The sequence below is a fragment of the Mesorhizobium sp. M6A.T.Cr.TU.014.01.1.1 genome (assembly GCF_004022765.1).
Lineage (GTDB): Bacteria > Pseudomonadota > Alphaproteobacteria > Rhizobiales > Rhizobiaceae > Mesorhizobium > Mesorhizobium mediterraneum.
Genome location: NZ_RZPG01000025.1, coordinates 1 through 19,620, shown reverse-complemented (window position 1 = coordinate 19,620; position 19,620 = coordinate 1). Strand labels below are relative to the sequence as shown.

General features: G+C 63.0%; 20 protein-coding genes. 5 read left to right on the top strand and 15 right to left on the bottom strand.

The window, feature by feature from the left end:
• Window positions 1-228: 228 nt before the first annotated feature.
• The 11 genes from EN885_RS24890 to EN885_RS24840 form a co-directional block, all read right to left on the bottom strand.
• Window positions 229-714 carry a gluconokinase gene (locus tag EN885_RS24890; protein ID WP_095482927.1) on the bottom strand — a complete coding sequence of 162 codons (486 nt, stop codon included), beginning with the start codon at window positions 712-714 and terminating at the stop codon, window positions 229-231.
• A 70-nt stretch (window positions 715-784) separates the two neighbouring features.
• On the bottom strand, window positions 785-1,771 hold the full coding sequence (locus EN885_RS24885) for an ABC transporter permease (protein WP_128243212.1): 987 nt from the start codon (window positions 1,769-1,771) through the stop codon (window positions 785-787).
• The gene (locus tag EN885_RS24880; protein ID WP_128243213.1) at window positions 1,768-2,748 is read right to left on the bottom strand and encodes an ABC transporter permease; all 981 of its coding nucleotides are present in this window, start codon (window positions 2,746-2,748) and stop codon (window positions 1,768-1,770) included. The genes EN885_RS24885 and EN885_RS24880 overlap by 4 nt, the downstream gene beginning before the upstream one ends.
• Window positions 2,745-4,337 (bottom strand): sugar ABC transporter ATP-binding protein, encoded by a 1,593-nt coding sequence (locus EN885_RS24875; protein ID WP_245493138.1) that lies wholly within the window; start codon window positions 4,335-4,337, stop codon window positions 2,745-2,747. Before EN885_RS24875 ends, EN885_RS24880 begins: the two co-directional genes overlap by 4 nt.
• 71 nt (window positions 4,338-4,408) lie before the next feature.
• On the bottom strand, window positions 4,409-5,533 hold the full coding sequence (locus EN885_RS24870) for a sugar ABC transporter substrate-binding protein (protein WP_095482929.1): 1,125 nt from the start codon (window positions 5,531-5,533) through the stop codon (window positions 4,409-4,411).
• A gap of 298 nt (window positions 5,534-5,831) precedes the next feature.
• The gene (locus EN885_RS24865) at window positions 5,832-6,860 is read right to left on the bottom strand and encodes a LacI family DNA-binding transcriptional regulator (RefSeq protein ID WP_128243214.1); all 1,029 of its coding nucleotides are present in this window, start codon (window positions 6,858-6,860) and stop codon (window positions 5,832-5,834) included.
• 246 nt (window positions 6,861-7,106) lie between these two features.
• Window positions 7,107-7,322, bottom strand: coding sequence for a hypothetical protein (locus tag EN885_RS24860; protein WP_095482931.1), 216 nt, complete (start codon window positions 7,320-7,322; stop codon window positions 7,107-7,109).
• A gap of 135 nt (window positions 7,323-7,457) precedes the next feature.
• A complete protein-coding gene (locus EN885_RS24855; RefSeq protein ID WP_095482932.1) occupies window positions 7,458-7,868 on the bottom strand; it encodes an SRPBCC domain-containing protein in 411 nt (136 codons plus the stop codon).
• Window positions 7,865-8,188, bottom strand: coding sequence for a metalloregulator ArsR/SmtB family transcription factor (locus EN885_RS24850; RefSeq protein WP_128243215.1), 324 nt, complete (start codon window positions 8,186-8,188; stop codon window positions 7,865-7,867). The genes EN885_RS24855 and EN885_RS24850 overlap by 4 nt, the downstream gene beginning before the upstream one ends.
• Before the next feature lie 148 nt (window positions 8,189-8,336).
• Window positions 8,337-9,308 (bottom strand): squalene cyclase, encoded by a 972-nt coding sequence (locus tag EN885_RS24845; protein ID WP_128243216.1) that lies wholly within the window; start codon window positions 9,306-9,308, stop codon window positions 8,337-8,339.
• A gap of 265 nt (window positions 9,309-9,573) precedes the next feature.
• A complete protein-coding gene (locus EN885_RS24840) occupies window positions 9,574-10,746 on the bottom strand; it encodes an MFS transporter (protein WP_128243225.1) in 1,173 nt (390 codons plus the stop codon).
• A 236-nt stretch (window positions 10,747-10,982) separates the two neighbouring features.
• Between EN885_RS24840 and EN885_RS24835 the strand changes: the two genes are divergently transcribed.
• Window positions 10,983-11,270, top strand: a complete 288-nt coding sequence (locus EN885_RS24835) for a DUF3175 domain-containing protein (RefSeq protein WP_128243217.1) — start codon at window positions 10,983-10,985, stop codon at window positions 11,268-11,270.
• A gap of 45 nt (window positions 11,271-11,315) precedes the next feature.
• Here the strand turns inward: EN885_RS24835 and EN885_RS24830 are convergent, their stop codons facing one another.
• Together EN885_RS24830 and EN885_RS24825 are read right to left on the bottom strand one after the other, a co-directional pair.
• Entirely contained in the window at window positions 11,316-12,092 is a 777-nt protein-coding gene (locus EN885_RS24830) for a FadR/GntR family transcriptional regulator (RefSeq protein ID WP_127293480.1), read from the bottom strand.
• A gap of 100 nt (window positions 12,093-12,192) precedes the next feature.
• Window positions 12,193-13,089 carry an NAD(P)-dependent oxidoreductase gene (locus EN885_RS24825; protein WP_095482936.1) on the bottom strand — a complete coding sequence of 299 codons (897 nt, stop codon included), beginning with the start codon at window positions 13,087-13,089 and terminating at the stop codon, window positions 12,193-12,195.
• A 155-nt stretch (window positions 13,090-13,244) separates the two neighbouring features.
• Here EN885_RS24825 and EN885_RS24820 point away from each other — a divergent pair, with 155 nt between their 5' ends.
• A complete protein-coding gene (locus tag EN885_RS24820) occupies window positions 13,245-14,171 on the top strand; it encodes an NAD(P)-dependent oxidoreductase (RefSeq protein WP_126105821.1) in 927 nt (308 codons plus the stop codon).
• Window positions 14,172-14,380: 209 nt separating this feature from the next.
• Here EN885_RS24820 and EN885_RS24815 read toward each other — a convergent pair whose 3' ends face one another.
• Window positions 14,381-15,178, bottom strand: coding sequence for a FadR/GntR family transcriptional regulator (locus EN885_RS24815; RefSeq protein ID WP_095482938.1), 798 nt, complete (start codon window positions 15,176-15,178; stop codon window positions 14,381-14,383).
• Window positions 15,179-15,313: 135 nt separating this feature from the next.
• Entirely contained in the window at window positions 15,314-16,303 is a 990-nt protein-coding gene (locus tag EN885_RS24810; protein ID WP_095482939.1) for a sugar-binding protein, read from the bottom strand.
• A gap of 430 nt (window positions 16,304-16,733) precedes the next feature.
• Between EN885_RS24810 and EN885_RS24805 the strand changes: the two genes are divergently transcribed.
• From EN885_RS24805 to EN885_RS24795, 3 genes are all read left to right on the top strand, one after another.
• Entirely contained in the window at window positions 16,734-17,474 is a 741-nt protein-coding gene (locus EN885_RS24805; RefSeq protein ID WP_095482940.1) for an ATP-binding cassette domain-containing protein, read from the top strand.
• A 40-nt stretch (window positions 17,475-17,514) separates the two neighbouring features.
• Complete coding sequence (locus EN885_RS24800) at window positions 17,515-18,513, top strand: ABC transporter permease (RefSeq protein ID WP_126105818.1); 999 nt, start codon at window positions 17,515-17,517, stop codon at window positions 18,511-18,513.
• 90 nt (window positions 18,514-18,603) lie between these two features.
• The gene (locus EN885_RS24795) at window positions 18,604-19,371 is read left to right on the top strand and encodes an SDR family oxidoreductase (RefSeq protein ID WP_128243218.1); all 768 of its coding nucleotides are present in this window, start codon (window positions 18,604-18,606) and stop codon (window positions 19,369-19,371) included.
• The last annotated feature ends 249 nt before the right edge of the window (window positions 19,372-19,620 follow it).

Below are 19,620 nucleotides of genomic sequence, written 5' to 3'. Positions count from 1 at the left end.
GTCAAGTCGCTAAGTTTTTTTCCCAACGCGCCGAGTTCTCGGAGTAGGCGGCTTACATTGCCGAGTCCGCTGAGAAGTTGCTCGCAGCGATGCGAGCGCAGGCCGATGCCTGCAATCGAAGACAAATTCCTGAAGCCGCCAGTCCGCTTCCCACCAATCTCAGCCGTTCGCGTTTTATGGGTTCACGGACTGGCACCCTGAAAGCGAGAGCCGCGCCGGCGAGCCGGCTCATGAATTCGCCTCGAACAGGCTCACGGCGTCGGCGACAATGTCGGCGATCGGGCGCGTCGCATCGAGCGTCACTGCGTTCTCGTCGGCTGCCGGCGCTTCAAGCGTGGCGAACTGGCTGTCGACCAGGCTTGCCGGCATGAAATGGCCCTGGCGGGAGCCGACGCGCTGCTTGGCGGTCGCTGGATCGATTTCCAGATAGAGGAAAACGATATCCTGGCAAAAGCCACGCAGGCGCTCGCGGTAGCTGCGCTTCAGCGCCGAGCAGGCGGCGACGACACCTTGCCCATCGCCGACCGATCCCGCAATGCGCCGGCCGATCGCGTCGAGCCAGCCTTCACGCAATGCGTCGGTCAGCGGCTCACCGCTTGCCATCCGCGCGACGTTTTCCGGCGGATGCAGCCTGTCGCCCTCGACGAAGATGGCGCCCAACGCTGCGGCCAGCGCTTCGCCGACGGCCGACTTGCCGCAGCCGGCAACGCCCATCACCACGACGGCCGGTGCGGACCGGACGGGATCCCTCTGCAATTGTGCTGCCTTTTCGTCCACGATGCGGTCAGCGGCTGGCCGGCGCGCGGCCGTAAAGCAGGAGCATGGCGACGATGACGACGCCGTAGATGATCTGCCGCCCCGCCTCAGGCATCTGCATGACCGAAAGGATGGATTGCAGGAGCGTGATCAGGATGACGCCCGCGACGGTGCCGAGATAGGAGCCGCGGCCGCCGAGGATCGAGGTGCCGCCAAGCACGACCGCTGCTATCGACGGCAGAAGATAGGCATCGCCCATCGACTGTGCCGCCTTGGAGGCGTAGCCGGCCAGAAGCACGCCACCGAAGGCCGAGAGGCCGCCGGACGCGGCGAAGGCGATCAGCACCACGCGCCGCGTGTCGATGCCGGAGAGGTAGGCGGCGCGCTCGCGGTTGCCGATGCCGTAGACCGTGCGGCCGAAGCCGGTGCGGGTCAGCACGAAGACCATCGCAGCACCGATCAGCGCCCAGATGATGACGGCGTTGGGCACGCCCGGAATGGCAAAGCCGGTCGCCAGATAGCGCATCGCCCGGGTCGCCGAATCCTGCGGCGAGAAGCCGCCCGTATAGACCACCATCAGCCCTTGCGCGACGGCGTTGGTGGCGAGCGTGATGATCATCGAGGGAATGCGCAGATAAGCGACGCCGATACCGTTGACGATGCCGATCGCGACACCGCAGAAAATGCCGAACGGGATCGCCAGCGCCACGCCGACCGGGCCGTAGGCGGCCGCCGCACAGGCCATCATCGCGCCTGCCGCCACCGACCACGGCACCGACAGGTCGATCTGGCCGAGCAGGATGACCAGCATCATGCCAGTGGCGATGACGCCGAGAAACGAGGCGACCTTGAGCTGCTGCAGCAGATATTCCGGCGACAGGAAGCTGCGCGAATAGAGGCTGCCGACAAACAGCAGCAGCACGATGCAGGCGAAGGCGGTCAGCACCGCGGGGTCGGCGCGGCGAATAAATTTCGGCATGCGTCCGGCGATGCCGCCTGTTATCGTTTCGCTCACAGGAACCACTCCAGCCGGTTGCGGACCCTGAACAGGGCGAAGGCGCCGAGGCTGACCGCGATCAGCAGGATGACGCCCTGGAACAGCGGCTGCCAGAGTGGATCGAAATCGAAGACGAAGAGCAGGTCGCCGATGGTACGAAACGCGAGCGCCCCAAAAATCGCGCCGATGGCGCTGCCCTTGCCGCCGAACAATGAGACGCCGCCAAGCACCACGGCGGCGATGGAAAACAGCGTATAGGCATTGCCGCTGGCATAGGCCGCCTCGCCCGTATAGGTGAAGAAGGTCAGGAACAATCCGCCGATCGCGGCCAGCAGGCCGGCCAGCGCATAAGCGGCGAATTTGCCGCGGCGGATCGGCACGCCGGACATGTAGGCGGCCATCTCCGACGATCCGGCCGCGTAGGCCGCACGGCCGAGCACCGAGCGGCTGAACGGCACCCAGACGACGAGCACGACGGCCAGCAGCACCACCAGGCTCGCCGGCACCACGCCGAACAGCCGCCCGGTCAGCGCGTCGGCGAGATCCTCGTTGACCGAGCCGCCCGGGAAGGGTCTCAGCAGCAGTGCGATGCCGTAATAGACCGCACCGGTGGCGATGGTGGTGACGATCGGCTGCAGCCGTCCGTAGATGACGATGGCGCCGTTGATCGCCCCGCACAGCAGCCCGGTGCCGAGCACCGCGACGACGCCGAAGGCGGTCTCGATACCGGTGCCGACGACCAGCCATGAGGCCAGGCAGTTGGTCAGCAGAAAGATCATGCCGACGGAAAGGTCGATGCCGGCGGTGATCACCACCAGCGTCTGCGCCATGGCGACGAAGGCGAGCAGCACGCCCTTGTTCGAGGCCGTCTGCACGACATTGGCGGTAAAGCCCGCCGGATGGTTCCAGGTGTAGATCGTGAACATCACGATGAAGATGCCGAATGCCAGCAGCGTTCCGCGTTGTTCGGCAAGCCAGTAACGCCAGTCTTTCACTCGTCCGCTCCTCGGGCTGGCGTTTTCGCCATGCCTCGGGCTGGCGTCTTCGCCATGCCTCTAACAGCCATCTCTTCGCCATGGATGTTGAGCGCGCTGGCGATCAGCGCCCGCTCTGTGATCTCGGCGCCGACCAGCTCGCGCTTGACTGCCCCGTCATAGAGCACCAGCACCCGATCGCAGCAGCCGATCAGCTCGTCATAGTCGGTGGAGTAAAACAAGATCGCCGCACCTTGGTCGGCGAGTTTGCGCATCAGCTGATAGAGTTCCTGCTTGGTGCCGACATCGATGCCTCGCGTCGGGTCGTTGAGCAGGATGATGCGCGGCTGCCGCATCAGCCACTTGGCGATGACGACCTTCTGCTGGTTGCCGCCGGACAGCGCGCCGACTGGAATATCGAGGCCTGCCGTCTTGATCGCCAGCAGAGCGACCATATCGTCGATCAGCCGCTGCTCGGCGGCACGGTCGATGATGCCCGCCCTGGAAAGCCGGTCGAGCGCTGCGAAGGAGAGGTTTTCGCGTACCGTCATCGGCAGCATCAGGCCTTCCGTCTTGCGATCCTCCGGGATCAGCGCCATGCCGATCCGGTCATCGCGCGCCGCGGCCGGGCTGGCGATGGTCGCCGGTCTGCCATCGATCAATATCTGGCCGCTGAGGCCGCGAAGCACGCCGAAGAAGGCGAGCAGCAATTCGCGCTGACCCTGGCCGTCGAGACCGCCGAGACCGACGACCTCGCCTGCCCCGACCGACAGCGAGATATTGTCCAACCGGTCGGTCCAGGACAGTTTTCGCGCCTCCAGCACTGGAGCGGCGGTGGCCGGCGCGCGCACCGGTTTTGGTGGGAAGATGTGGCTGTATTCGCGGCCGATCATCAGCTCGACGACTTCGTTGTCGCTCTTCGTGCCTGCAGCGTAGCTGGCGACATTGCGGCCGTTGCGGAACACCGTGCACTGGTCGGCCAGCTCGGCGATCTCGTTCATCCGATGCGAGATGTAGAGCAGCGCCAGCCCTTCCGAGCGCAGCCGCTTCAAGACGCCGAATATCTTGGCGACGTCGGCCGCGGTGAGCGCCGAGGTAGCCTCGTCGAGGATCAGGATGCGAGGCTTCCTGGCAAGTGCTTTGGCGATCTCGACTATCTGCCTTCTTGAAAGAGGAAGGTCCTTGACCAACGCCAGCGGGTGGATGTCGGCGGCGCCCGCGCGCGCCAGCGCCTCCTCCGCGATGCGGCGCTGCGCCTTGCGGTCGATCATGCCGAAGCGCTTGGGCGGATCGGAAATAACGATGTTATCGGCGACGCTGAGTTCGGGGACGAGCGACAGTTCCTGGAAGATGCAGACGATGCCGGCCTGGTTGGCAGCGGCCGGCGACGCGAAGGTCACCTCGCTTCCGTCCAGCATCATGCGGCCTTCGTCAGGCGCGACGACGCCGGCCATGACCTTGATCAGCGTCGATTTGCCGGCGCCGTTTTCGCCGAGGATGGCGTGGATGCTGCCCGACGTGACCGAAAGCTCGGCCTTCTCCAGCGCCCGCACACCGCCATAGCGCTTGGATATGCCCTCCATGCGGAAGAGCGGAACCGCACCGTCCATCGGCCCCTCCCAAGGCGCTTGTTCTTCGGGACCGGCGCCGCGGGATTATCCCGAGGCGCCGAGCGATCACTCTATTGGTTTTCCTTGCTCTGGCCCATGATTTCCTGCGCGGTGAAATTGATGCCGCAGGTCGGGAAGGAATTTCCGACGAAGAAATTGTCGGACTGGTCGGGGAAATAGTCTTGGCCTTCCTTGAAGTTCGGATCCTCGACGATCGCCAGCGGCAGCTTCACCGCTTGCGGGATGACCTGGCCTTCGAGCGCTGCGATCGCCGTCTTGATGGCGACCGCCACCTGGGCGGGCCCGGTTCCGGCCGACGAGCATTTCAGCCCGTCTGCGGCAAACTTGGCGCAGAATTTGCGGAAGCCATTCTCCGTTTCGCCGCCGAACGGCACGAACGGATGCTTGGCATCCATCATCGCCTGGACGATGCCGGTGTCGCCGCCCTGCCCGGTGACGCCGTCGAAGGGACCGTTAGTGGCGATCGCGTCGGCCGAGGCCTTTTGCGCCACGCCATCATCCCATTTGCCGACGACTTCGGTGACCTCCCACTTCTTGCCTGAAGCATCGAGGACCTCGTGGATGCCATTGTGGCGGTCGGTGTCGACCGACGTGCCGGCAACGCCGCGCACCTCGAGGATCTTGCCACCATTGGGAATATGCTTGATCAGCCAGTTGGCCCACAACTCGCCAAGGCCTTTCTGGTCGACATTGACGTTGATGGCGTCCTTGGTGTCGAGAATATTGTCGAAAGCGACCAGCACGACGCCGGCTTCCTTGGCGCGCTTGATAACCGGTCCGAAAGCCGTCGGATTCTGCGCGTTGACGACGATCGCGTCATAGCCGGAATCGATGAAGTTGTTGATCGCCGAAATCTGCGCCGGCACGTCTTCGCCGGTCGAGACGACTTTGAATTCTTTCAGTTTGGCGGCGACCTCCGGCTGCGCCGCATAGGCCTTCGCCGTCTGCACCATCTGGATGCGCCAGGTGTTGGCGATGTAGCCATTGGCGAGCGCAATGCGGTACGGGCCTTCCTTTTTAGGAAATTTGAAGAACTGCGTATCGGCGGCCCATGGCGCAAAGCAGTCCGGCTCGGCGGACGGGCCCGTGACGATTTCGGGTTCGGCGAGCGCCGACGAGCTCAGCATGACGAATGCAGTGGCGGCAACGATGCCACCAACGAGTGACTTGATCATCGATATTCCTCCCAGTTGCAGTTTCTGATTGTTCTTACGCGTCTCGCGCGTTTGGCCCGGCACCTCCCGCCTTGCCCGTCGCGCTTTTTCAGGTGGCCGAATGCCGACCCGATCTCCTCCCTTGCCGCACGGCAACCGAAGTAAAAACTATCATATTATATATAATAAACAAGTATGAGCTGTCGCTTATATATAATAAACAGACTTCGGTCTTTGCTGCGAGCTTCGCCCAGAGGTTGATGGTAGCGCTACCACGACGTAGTGTAAAGTGGCATTTCGCGATGCCTGCAAAGTGCTTTCAGCGGGCCGTGCTCTCGCGGCGCTTGAGCTCGAAGCCGAGGTCGACGACCGGCTCTTGCGGCCGTTTGCCTGCAATCGCCGCGAGCGCCATGGCGACCGACCGCCGGCCGATCTCGTAGCGAGGCGTCCGGATGCTGGTGACCGATGGAAAAGCCACTTCCATCATATCGAGATCGTTGAAGCCTGTGATGCCGATCGTCTTCGGCACCGCGATCGAGGCGCGATGGCACTCGAACAGCACGCCGAGCGCGATATCGTCATTGTTGCAGAAAACCGCGTCGAGCGTCGGCACCTTGGCCAGCGCGTCGCGAAACAGTTCGCGCCCGAGCGTCACGCTGGACGGCACCGGCGTGGTGGTGACCAGCCGCGCGTCGAACAAACCGGCCGCCTCCATCGCCGCGCGATAGCCGGCCAGACGCCGCTGCGAGCGCGGGTCCATGCGCGCGCCGATGAAGCCGATGCGGCGATAGCCCATTTCGATCATATGCTCCGTCGCCGCCTTGCCGCCGTCGAAATGCGAGAAGCCGACCATCATGTCGACCGGATCGGGCCCGGTCTCCATGACCTGAACCACCGGGCAGCCGGCCGTCTCGAGCAGTCTTCGCGACGTCGGCGTCTGGTCGATGCCCGCCACGATCAGCGCCGCGGGGCGCTGCGGGCCGAAAACCTGCAGCAGCCGTTCCTCCTCCAGACCGGAATAATGGGTGTTGCCGAGCTGGATGCGGTAGGAGCTGTCGGACAGGCTGTCATAGATGCCGCGCAGCACTTCGGCAAAGACGCTGTTGGTGAGCGACGGCACCAGCACGCCAAAGACTTCGGCCCGCGCCGAAGCCAGCGCGCGCGCATTCGGGTCGGGCAAATAGCCGAGCTCATCGACGGCCGCCTGGATCTGGCGGCGCAGATCTTCCGAGACACGCTCCGGCTCACGCAGGGCGCGCGATACAGTGATGGCGCCGACACCGGCCTTGCGCGCGACGTCGGCGATGGTCGGACGGCCGCCGCCGCGGCGCGAGCGCGGTTTGGTCACAGCCTTGTCCCGAACGCGGCGCCTTCGCCGAAGCGCGGCCGCGAAATGCTATTCAGCGTCTTTGCCACTGTCGCCATGCCAACCCATGCTTGCCAGAGATTATGGCTGCTGCCGCACCCGCCTGGCGTCGCGCAGCCTTACCCCATTGTCAAGCGAACGGGCCAGAACTGCTGATCGAACTCGGGTAGGTCTCAGTTTGAATTTCGGCTGTGGGTGGATTTGCAGGTGTCTTCTCGTCCATCGCCTCTACGCCGTGCGTCGTCTGCTGCTGCGCCACCTGTCGGCATAGGGCAACGCGAACAAGTACAGACCGCTGAGCATGAGCAAGGCGAGCGGGATCAGCGGCATGAGGTATACCCAGTAGGCGGGCTCCACACCTACGCCCAACGTGATGAAGATGGCGGCGACGACCGCCGTAAAAATGATCGACAGCCAGCGGTGGAATTGCCGAATCCAGTTCATGAGGACCTCCCCTGAAGACGAGCCGAAGCGGATCGGGCGACCCGCTTGGCGACCTTCCTTGCAGCCTTGTTTGATTTGATGGACGTCTTGTTGGCCATTGCGTTCATCGCAGAAGCCTGTTGGTGCCGGCGCGCCTCACTCTATCCGCGCCAGGACCTGCTCCAGGTTCGCAAAGAACCGCTGCCAGCCGTATTTTGCGCCCTGGTAGTACTGTTGCTGATCCGGCCGGAAACCCATCTGCTCCATGCGCAGATGGGTCCCTGTGCTCGTAGGGGTGAGCGTCCACGTGACGACACTTTTGAGATCCTTGGTGTCCCAGCTGTAGGACAGCGACTTGTTGGGCTCGACTGCCTGGACCTGACAGTCGACTGCCCCCCAGTCCGCGCTAAGATTGAAACGGTGACCCTCATCTGGCTTGAAATCGTTCTTCATCAGCCACTCCTCGATCAGGTGCGATTGCGTGAGCGCGCGCCAAATCTTTTCCGGCGGAAAAGCGACCTCTCGTTCGACAACGACGGAGCGCGTTTCGGTCGCAGTATTGGTCATTGGTCCATCCTTTTGAGCAGATCTTCGAGGTCGTCGAACCGGCTTTTCCAGAACCCGGTCATTTGGTTTGTCCAGTCGATCAGCGGGGCCAAGGCGCTGAGCTCCGCGCTATAATGCGTGTTGCGGCCTTCGTGGCGGTCGCGCACCAACCCTGCCTGCTTCAGCACCCCAAGATGCTTTGACACGGCCGGTTGCGAGACCCCGGCCCGAGCCGTCAGGGCCACGACCGTCTGGTCTCCATCGCGACACAGCCGCTCGAAGATGGCCCGTCGCGTCGGATCGGCAAGCGTTCTGAAAAGGATTTCGTGGGGCTGTGGCATCGCAATCGATAACTCATTGGCTATTGATCGATCCAATAACCGACGAGATATGTGTTAGTCAAGCAGGAAGGTGGACCGGCATCCACGTCACAGGGGCCGCCGGCCATATTTTGCTACCGTCGACTGCAGATTACAGTCACCGAGCGTTTCAAGCGCGCTGTTTCCACCATTTGAGCACCCGCATTGCTCGCAGGGTCACCCACTTGGACGGCTTACCAGGGCCGGCGTCGACCTCGAACCATACCTGCCCTTTAGGAGTCCAGTCGAGAGGCCAAGTGCCATCTGCCAGGCACCTGGAGCGGAGGTGAGCGATGGCGTCGGCAAGCCGCAGATCGGGTTCGGCATCAGTAAACATGGATGCGGAACGGAAATAGTCCAGCGCACGCAGTATGTCGTAATGCCAGCGGTTGGGGTGATGGAGACACAGAAACTGATCGTCCGCAGGGTTTCCCGAGCTTAGACGTCGGAAGAGGCTACGCTCCAAAAGGAACGACTCTCCAGATTGGCGAGCTTCTCTGGATTCGGATGTGCCGCCGGTCGCTTTCTCATACTCCAACAGTCCTTCCAGCACATTGATCGTGGTGTGGAACGACGAGCGGATCGAACCATTGGCCCTCTCGCAATTCCAACCGCCGTCATCGAGACGCTCGCCAAGCAGCCGAACAACAATGGATGAAATATCGGCTCCAAAATATGCACCGTCAGCAACAGTTCGCCCGTTGATGCACTCTTCAACTTCCCCCTCCCAATAGGGCTGGCCACCCTCATCCCAGCGCGAGTTGAGGCCAACCAGCTCGACGATCCGCTTCGCACGATCCGACGATGGGTCGAAACCAAACTCGCGAAGCTGCGAGAGCGAAAAGGTTGTTGCCGTCCAAGGCTGGCCGAACCTTTCCCAGTCTTGAGGTTTGAAACCGCGCGGGACAAAAGAGCCTGCCGCCCATTGCCCGTCCTCATCTTGGCAAGCCAGAAGCTTGGCTCCCCAGCCAATGGTTTCGATCTTGGCCCGTTCAGCCGCCCACTCCGGTACCGGAGTATCGAGGAGGTCGCGCATCACCTGCCAGCGGATCGCTGGGTCGGAATCGAGAAGCCAAGCAATCACATCGCCTGCGGCAGTCATCTGAGCCGTCCAGTTGCCAACTTAAAATCAACATTACAGCGTGCATCGCTAGTAGGCACAGCCGACGTCTGCAATGGTGGGCGAAATTCGAACTGAGACACCAACCCGAACTCGCGATCCGTTGCTAAATGACGGCAGATATGCTAGATATTTGGGCATGGTGCTGATTTGCGCCAGCAACCCTCCTTGAGGCGGGTTTTTTGTATGCCTTGCTCGCCGGCTCTGCCTTCGCCAGGCGCGGCAAGTCTCGGGTCCGTTCTCCGCTTCACGCAATCGCCGTGGCGCTGCGCCGTGCCTTCCACAGCAGCAGCACCATGGCCGCTATGTTCAGCAGGTTCCAGGCAATGCCGTTGAGGAACGCGGCGGCATAGGAACCGGTCAGATCGTAAATCCAGCCCGACATCCAGCCGCCGATCGCCATGCCGAAGATCGTCGCCATGATGACGATGCCTACGCGCTGGCCGGCCTCTCGGGCCGGCATGTATTCCCGCACGATGATGGCATAGCAAGGCACGATGCCGCCTTGCGACAGGCCGAAGACCAGCGAGACGACGTAAAGCGAGGCGAGCCCGTCGAAGGGGATGTAGAGCAACAACGACAAGGCTTGCAGCACCGAGCCGATTAGCAGGGTTTTCACGCCGCCGATGCGATCGGCAAGGAAGCCGGACGCCAGCCGGCTGACGACGCCCGCCGCCATCATGATCGACAGCATGTCGGCGCCCCGCGCAACGCCATAGCCGAGGTCCATGCAATAGGCGACGATATGGACCTGAGGCATCGACATCGCCACGCAGCAGCTAAGGCCGGCGACGACGAGCAGCACCTGCAGGGCTGCCGGCGACAGCGATATCGGCTGGACGGGCCGGCTGCCGGGTGAACCGGAAATGGCGGCGCGTGGTGCGCCGCGCCTGAGCAGCAGGATCAGCGGCACCATGGTCACGAGGCAGACGACACCGATCGCGGCATAGGTGAAACGCCAGCCTTCGCTCTGCATGATATAGGGCATAACCATCGGCCAGATCGCCCCGGCGAGATAGCTGCCGGCAGCGGCAGCCGACACCGCGACGCCGCGCCGGCGGTTGAACCAGTGCGAGATGTCGGCGATCAACGGCCCGAAGATCGCCGAGGTGCCGACGCCGATCAAAACACCCTGGACAAGGGTGAACTGCAGCACCGAGGTGGTCAGCGACGCCAGCAGGAAACCGGCACCGAGCGCCACCGAGGCAATGAGCGCCGGTATCCAGTAGCCCATGCGGTCGATGGCGCGACCGATCGCAACATTGCCGACGGCGAAGCCGACCATGGTCGCGGTATAGGGCATCGACGCGGCGGCGCGATCGACGCCGAATTCCGCCTGCATGGCGGGCAGGACCACGACCACCGCCCACATGCCGACACCGCCGATCGTCGACAGCAGCATCGAGATGCCGAGCCGCATCCAGGCATAGGCGCTGTCGATGCCGGGGCTGCTTGCCTGGCTAGAGACGGTTGTGATCAAGGCGTTTCCTGTCCGCGGTTCTGCAAAATCGACCGGTTCAACACCACTATCGGCACATTCGTGGCGCCGTGCAGCGCCACATCACGCAATCCGTGGCTCCAGGGATTTAAGCTGAAATGGAACAGTGGCCGCCGTCCCGGAGTTTTCCATTAACTCACCGATGGAAGGAGGTTGTCATGACCGCGAAAAGGAAATGGTCGGCCGAGGTGAACGAGCACAGCGATGCGCTGGACGTCGAGGAACATGTCTTCGAATCCCACGACCCCAAGAAGATCGCGGCCTCGCTCAAGCGATCGGCCGAGCACAGCGATCGGCGCAAGGCCGAGCCGTTCCAGTCCGCCATGTCGATGCTGAATTTCTACATCAACCGTGCCGGTAAGAACCTGCCGGCCAAGCAGAAGAAAGTGCTGGAGGACGCCAAGGACGAACTGCGCGCAGCGTTTGGGCGTCCGCGAGAAGACTAAGGCGCCGGCAGGAAACTTCGCGGGCGCGACATCCGACGCGCTTTGTCAGCGCGACTTGATGACGCCGTCGGTGTTGGCCAACAGCTTGCGGACCGCGTTGCGCGCCGCATCCGGCCGCTGCAGGCGGATGCTCTTCTCGATCGCCTCGTGCAGCTTCTGCGCATGCTGCAAATCGTCCAGCTCCCGCGTCGTATAGGCGAACAGATGATCGAAAGCCGATTCGATCAGAACGCCGAGCGGCACCAGGAGATCGTTGCCCGAGGCACGCAGGATGGCCAGATGAAAACGCGTATCGGCGCGGGTGCGCTCCTGCAGCGTCGTCGCCTCCCCCATCTCCCGGCAGGCCTGGCTGATCTCGGCCATCTGCTCGTCCGTGCGCCGCATCGCGGCAAAGGCGGTCGCTTCCGGCTCGATGATGTGGCGGAACTCCTGCACCGTTTTCAGGAACACCTCGCGGTCGGGCGATGTCGCGTACCAGGCGAGCACGTCGCGATCGAGCAGGTTCCAGCGCTCTTTCGGCTCGACCCAGCTGCCGATCTTGGGGCGCGAGGCCAGCAGGCTCTTGGCCATCAGCATCTTGATCGCTTCGCGCACCGCCGAGCGGCTGACGTCGAAGGTCTCCGACCACTTGGCTTCGTTGGGCAGGATGGTTCCCGGCGGATAGTCGCCGCGCACGATCCTCAGACCAATCTCATTGGCCAGCGACGCATGCACGCTCGATCCAGGCATGCGCGCCGCATCCGCACGGCGAACGGCGGTCGGGCGCTCGGCGGACGCCGCCTTGGCCGGTGTTTTTCCCTTATTCGGCTTGCCGTCCCGCATGTGCTCACAAAGTCCGGATTCCGAAGACTGTCAAGCACGGGAAAGACCCTGGGTTGGAAACCCGGCCGCCGTGCACAGATCAGCCAGGATCGACGCCCTGTCAGGCCGTCTTGACGTATTTCCGCCAGCTATGCTCAGGACGAAACCCGAGCACGTCCCGCGCTTTGCGGTTGGAGAGCAGCGTCTCGTATTCGCCAAGTTCGCCCTTAACCGGCACGTCAGGATAAAACCGCCTCAGCAGTTCGGCCGTCGGCAGGTCGGACGAAGTGTCGTCGTTGGCGGCGTTGAACACCTGATAGCCGAGCCCGTCCTTCTCGATAGCGCGCAACGTGATCTGGCCGAGATCGCGCGCGTCGATGTAGCTCCAGGCGATCCGCTTGCGGAAACCCGGATCGGCGAACCATTTCGGAAACAGCGAATATTCGTGCGGTTCGATGACGTTGCCGATGCGCAAAGCGTAGATGTCGATGCCGCTGCGCAGCGCGAAGGCACGCGCCGTCTTCTCGTTGACGATCTTGGACAGCGCATAGCTGTCCATCGGATCGACATCATAGTCCTCGTCGAGCGGGAAATGCGTCGGGTCGCGCGGCTCGTTGGCAAAGACCAGGCCGTAAGTTGTCTCGCTGGAAGCGATCACCACCTTGCGGATGCCGAGCTTCACCGCCGCCTCGATGACATTGTAGGTGCCAAGCGCGTTGATGCGGAACACCTCGTTATCGGGCGTGATCATGATGCGCGGGATCGCCGCGAAATGCACCACGGCATCGACCGGCTGCGCGCGCAGCGACGGGTCGAACTCGTGCAGGCCCATATAGCTGGACAGTGCATTGAACACCTGCCCGCTGTCGGTGATATCGGTGATCAGCGTGCGCACCTTGGGATTGTCGAGCGGCTTGGTATCGATGTTGAGCACCTGGCAGCCCTGCTCGACCAGATACTGCACGACATGACGCCCGGCCTTGCCGCTGCCGCCGGTGAACATGATCCGCTTGGTCATTTTGCTCTCCACATTCCGTAGGATTCATGTGTATTGTCAGACAATATGGCATTCCGCAATCGCCTGCCAACCGTCTGCGGCAAAAACCCGCTTCAACAATTCGCCTGCCAAAGCGCAGCGCCGTCATCGACATCAGCAACACAGGACGACACGACATGAACACGACTGCCGCGAGCGAAAAGATCGGCTTCATCGGACTTGGCTTGATGGGCCACGGGATCGCGAAGAACATCGTCGACAAAGCCTATCCCCTGACGTTTCTCGGCCGCAAAAACCGCGCTCCGGCGGAAGACCTGCTCGGCCGTGGCGCAAAGGAAGCGGCGACCTCGCGCGATGTCGCGGCGGCATCCGATATCGTCTTCATCTGCGTCACCGGCTCGCGCGAGGTCGAAGCCATCATCCGCGGACCCGGCGGCCTCAAGGAGGGCCTGAAGAAGGGCTCGGTGGTCGTCGATTGCTCCACCTCGGATCCGACCTCGACCGTAGCGCTTGCCGCCGAACTCAAGGCGCTCGGCGTCGACTATGTCGATGCCCCGCTCAGCCGCACGCCGAAGGAGGCGTGGGAGGGCACGCTCGACGCCATGGTCGGTGCGTCCGACGCGGTCTTTGCCCGGCTGAAGCCGGTGCTCGACACCTGGGCTGGCCGCATCGTCCATATCGGCGACACCGGCGATGGCCACCGCATGAAGCTGCTCAACAATTTCATCTCGCTGGGCTATGCGGCGATCTATTCCGAGGCGCTGGCGCTGGCGCAGAAGGTCGGCATCTCGCCGCCGCGCTTCGACAGCGTCATCCGCAACGGCCGCATGGATTGCGGCTTCTACCAGACCTTCATGCGCTGGACGCTCGAAGGCGACCGCGACGCGCACAAATTCACCATCGCCAACGCCTTCAAGGACCTCACCTATCTCGAATCGATGGCGGGTGCTGCCGGCATCGCCAACCCGCTCGGCAATGCCACGAAGAACGCCTTCGCCGGCGCCTTCGCCGCCGGGCCCGCCGATCAATATGTGCCGATGCTGGCAACGCATATCGGCAAGATCAACGGCGTCGACCTGACACCGAGCAAGGACGGCAAGTAGTAGAAGATTTGAGGTGACCGACCTTAGTGTTTGGTCAAGGCTGGCGCTGCCCCCTCGGCTGCCTGCCGGGCACCCTCATTCCGGAGTAGGCGCGGTCGGCGAAGCGGCCGATCTCCCCCGCAAGGGGGGGGGGAGATTGGACGTCACTTCGGCTTTCGCCAATCGCCAACGTAAGGCAGGGGCAGACGGCGCCAGCCTTGCTGGATGAATTACCGCCGTGACCGTCCGATAACGTCGTCAGTGTTGGCGAGTAGTCTGTGCACTGCCGTGCGGGCTGCAGCCGGCCGCTGGAGACGGATGTTCTTCTCGATGGCCTCATGCAGCGCCTGCGCCCGAGGCTGGTCGCTGGTTTCGCGCGTGACGAAAACGAAGAGGTGGTCGAGCGCCGATTCGATCAGCACGCCGAGCGGCACCAGGAGATCGTTGCCCGAGGCACGCAGGATGGCCAGATGAAAACGGGTATCCGCGCGGGTGCGTTCCGGCAGCGTCGCCGCCTCCCCCATCTCCCGGCAGGCCTGGCTGATCTCGGCCATCTGTTCGTCGCTACGCCGGATCGCGGCAAAGGCGCTGGCTTCCGGCTCGATGATGTGACGAAACTCCTGCACCGTGCGCAGGAACATTTCGCGATCGGGCGCCGTCGCGTACCAGGCGAGCACGTCGCGATCGAGTAGATTCCAGCGCTCCTTCGGCTCGACCCAGCTGCCGATCTTCGGGCGTGAGGCGAGCAGGCTCTTGGCCATCAGCATCTTGATCGCCTCGCGCACGGCCGAGCGGCTGACGTCGAAGGTCTCCGACCATTTAGCTTCGTTGGGCAGGATGGTTCCCGGCGGATAGTCGCCGCGCACGATCCGAAGACCGATCTCGTTGGCCAGCGACGCATGCACGCTCGATCCGGGGATCAGCGCCGCGTCGGCACGGCGAGCGCCGACCGGACGGGCGGCCCGTGCCTTGATCTTGGCCCGTTCCTTGACCGTGGTAAGTCGCTTTTTCGGTCTTGCGTCCGGCATCCACGTTCCCCCGGTGCAGGCTGAACTCAAGGCGCGGCAAAGCAGGAGCGGTTCGCCCCGGCAATGTCGCCTCGCACGTTTCATGAACCGGCGTGACGGGGCGCCCGTCGATCGGACGCCCCGAAAACTGCGAACCTACTTCTGGATGCAGGTGTCGACCGTATCTTTGGTGCACTCGTCGAGACCGGTGAAGACCGGATCGGCGACGGGCTTGCCTTCGACCAGGTCGATCATCACCGAGGGCGCCTTGTAGCCCATCTCGAACGGCCGTTGGCCGACCAGCGCGGTCACCAGACCCTCCTTGGCAATGGCCACTTCATCACCGATCGTATCGGCGGCGCCGATGACGAACTCGTTCTTGGCGATCTTGTCGGCCATCGGCTTGAACAGGTCGCGATAGGGCTGCGGCGCGCCGAACAGCGGCCAGCCGCCCATGATGCCGAAGGCGTCGAGATCGGGATTGGCGGCGAGGATATCGGTCATCGCCTGCACGCCCTTGGCGCCGTCGTCATTGGTGAACACCGGGCAGCCGGCAACTTCGGTCCAGCCGCCCTCGCCGGCGAGCGCCGGGAGATCCTTCTGGCCTGTAAGCGCGTCGCGCATGCCCTGGGCGCGGCGCAGGATGTTGTCGGCCGCCGGATTGCCTTGGATGGTGCAGATCTTGCCGCCATCCGGCTTGCCCTTCTTGATGTACTCGCCGATCTTGTATCCCATCAGGTAGTTGTCGGTGCCGAGATAGGTCTTGCGCAGCCCCGCATCTTCCTTGCTGAGGTCGGCGTCGAGCGTCATGATCGGGATCGACGGATTGGCGCTTTTGATCGTCTGCGCGATCAGCGGCGCGTTGGACGGCGAAATGGCCATCGCCACTGTATCGGGCTTGCTCAGCATGTCCTGAACGATCTGGGCTTCGCCGGCCTCGTCCGAGGTCGATGCCGGGCCGGTGTAGAAGCACTCATACTCCGAGCTGGCATTTTCCTTGTTCCATTTCTGGCAACCCTGGTTGATGGCCTCGAAGAACGGATTGTCGAGCCCCTTCACCACGATGACGAGCTGTTTCTTGGCCAAAGCCGGCCCGGCACCCAACGCCATGACGGCGACGGCGGCGAGCAATAGTGATTTCCTCATGTCAGTCCTCCCTTGAAACAGACGGACACGGCGTGCCCGCCACACAGACCAGCCCGGATCAAGCGATGACAGAGGTTCGTTTCGCGAGCGCTCGTGTCGCCAAGCCGGGCCGATAAGCATTTCCAGATGCGGTAGCAGACCAGCGCGATACGGACGCTGCCAGATCCTCGACCGATAAACCTCCGCCTACTCCGCCCGGCGAGCCGGAACAGGAGATCGGCATAATCTCCTCCGGCGCTTAGCTAATATCGGCTTGCGACGAACGTCAATTGCTATTTGTCCTACAAAACGGATTTTTCGAAAGAAGCCGCTGTTGACGCCAAGGGGGCATGTGCGTAAATGGGCGAAAGCGCTGTTTCCGGGAGGGGCCGGGAAAGAGCGAGGGCCGCGGCAGAACCGCCGGCCGAAAGCACGGGGAGGAAGCAGTCTGGTGTCGGTTCTCGAACTCACCAATATCTCGAAACATTTCGGCGCCATCCAGGCTGTCAACGACGTTTCGCTCTCGATCGAGGCCGGACAGGTGGTCGGCCTGATGGGCGACAACGGCGCCGGCAAGTCGACGCTGGTCAAGATGATCGCCGGCAATTTCCCCCCGAGCCATGGCACGATGCAGATGGACGGCAAGGATCTGATCCTGCACAAGCCGGTGGAGGCGCGCCAGCACGGCATCGAGATCGTTCATCAGGACCTCGCGCTGTGCAACAATCTGACGGCCGCCGCCAATGTTTATCTCGGACGCGAGCTGCGCCGCGGCATCGGCCCGTTTCGCATCCTCGACTACGCCGCGATGTACAAGCGCGCCGGCCAGATCTTTGCCGAGCTGAAATCCGAGACCCGCCCGCGCGACCTGGTCAAGCAGATGTCGGGCGGCCAGCGGCAAGCGGTGGCGATCGCCCGCACCATGCTTTCGCAAGCCAAGATCGTGCTGATGGACGAGCCGACGGCGGCGATCTCGGTCCGGCAGGTCGCCGAGGTGCTGAACCTGATCCGCCATCTGCGCGACCAGGGCATTGCGGTCGTGCTGATCAGTCACCGCATGCCAGACGTCTTTGATGTTGCCGATCGCGTCATCGTCATGCGGCGCGGCCGCAAGGTCGCCGACAAGACGATCGCGTCGAGTTCGCCCGAGGAAGTCACCGGGCTCATTACCGGCGCCATCGAACAGGTTTGATGTCAGCGGGTTCCACCACGCAAGCAAATAAAGGTCGACGATGGCAGTAACTCTTGACCAGACGATCGCGCAGAAACAGCACACTTTGCTGAGCAGGGTGTTTGCCAGCCAGACCTTCTGGGTGGTGATCGCGGTCATCCTCGCCTGTCTGTTCCTGTCCGTGGCCACGGATTCCTTCGCCACGACCAAGAACCTGTACAACATCACCCGCAACGTCACCTTCGTCGCCATTGTTGCGCTCGGCATGACATTCGTCATCATCACCGGCGGCATCGACCTGTCGGTCGGCTCGGTGCTTTGCCTGTGCTCGATGGTGCTGGCCGTCACCATGCATGCCGGCTACGGCATCGAGGTCGGCATCGCCGCTGCGATCGCGACAGCGCTGATTATCGGCGCCTTCAACGGCATTTTGATCGCCTATCTCGGCTTTCCGCCCTTCGTGGTGACGCTCGGAATGCTGTCGATCGCCCGCAGCCTGGCCATGGTCGCCTCCAACAACACCGTCGTCTTCCAGTTCGGGCCCGATCACGACAAGCTTCTGGCGTTGGGCGGCGGCGCCTGGGTGTTCGGCATCGCCAATCCGGTGCTCTACACCATCTTGCTGGCGCTGATCACCGGCTTCGTGCTGCGCTGGACGAAATTCGGCCGGCACATCTTCGCCATCGGTGGCAACGAGCATGCGGCGACGCTGACCGGCGTTCCGGTGCGCCAGATCAAGGTCGCGGTCTACATGATCTCGGCGCTGGCAGCGGGCGTTGCCGGCATCATCCAGACCGGCTGGCTGGGCGCCGTCACCACCAATCTCGGCAACGGCATGGAGCTTCAGGTTATCGCCGCCACCGTCATCGGCGGCGCCAATTTGGCGGGCGGCATGGGTACGGCCTTTGGCGCCGTCGTCGGCGCAGCGCTGATCGAGGTGATCCGCAACAGTCTCGGCCTGCTCGGCATCAATGCGTTCTGGCAAGGTACCTTTATTGGCGGCGCTATTCTGATGGCGGTCCTGTTCGACCGGCTACGCAATTTCAGGCGCAACGAATAGGACCATGATCCCGAACCGAAGGTCCGCGCCGGCGAAAGCGGCGCTGACCGTCGGTTCGGATAAGATCATTGTCAAACAAAAGACAGTCTGATGGTGAAATCCCTCTTCAGCCTCGACGGACGGCTGGTGCTGATCACCGGTTCCGGCCAGGGAATCGGCTTTGCCCTGGCGCGGGGCCTTGCCGAGCATGGCGCGAGCGTGGTGCTGAACGGCCGCGATCCGGGCAAGGTCGCTGGTGCGGTGGCAAGGCTGGGCGACGCCGGCTTCAAGGCGCATGCCTCGATCTTCGACGTGACCGATTTTCATGCGGTCGATGAAGACATTGCCCGGATCGAGGCCGAGATCGGCGCCATCGACATCCTCGTCAACAATGCCGGCGTGCAGTTCCGCGCGCCGCTCGAGGATTTTCCCGAGGAGCAGTGGGAGCGCCTGTTCAAGACCAATGTCTCGGGCGCCTTCCACGCCGGCAAGGCGGTGGCCCGGCACATGATTCCGCGCGGCAAAGGCAAGATCATCAACATCGGTTCGGTGCAAAGCGAGCTCGCCAGAACCGGCATCGCGCCCTACACGGCGACCAAGGGCGCGATCAGGAACCTGACCAGGGGCATGTGCGCCGACTGGGCGAAACACGGCCTGCAGATCAATGCCATCGCGCCCGGCTATTTCCGCACCGAGATGAACCAGGCGCTGGTCGACAATCCGGAATTCTCCACCTGGCTGGAGAAGCGCACGCCGGCCGGGCGCTGGGGCAATGTCGATGAACTGATCGGCGCCGCAGTCTTCCTGGCGTCGGATGCATCGTCCTTCGTCAATGGCCACACGCTTTATGTCGACGGCGGCCTGACCGCGTCGGTTTGAGAGGTGGCGCCTTCCCCTTCTCCCCTTGTGAGGGCTTTGCACGGGGAGCGAAGTGGAGTTCGGTGGTCAGTGGGGGCCTTTTTGAAGGCCGGCAGAGCGGTTTTCCGCGGCCCTTGCGAGGCCTTTGTCGGTTTAGGCAGCCATCCTGCCGGATTGTGGACGCACTCCTCCCTCATGTCCGCCTCTCATCGGGTGGATAGAGGACGCCAATCATGGTGCGCAGATTGTAAGCGCAGGCGGCCAGTATGC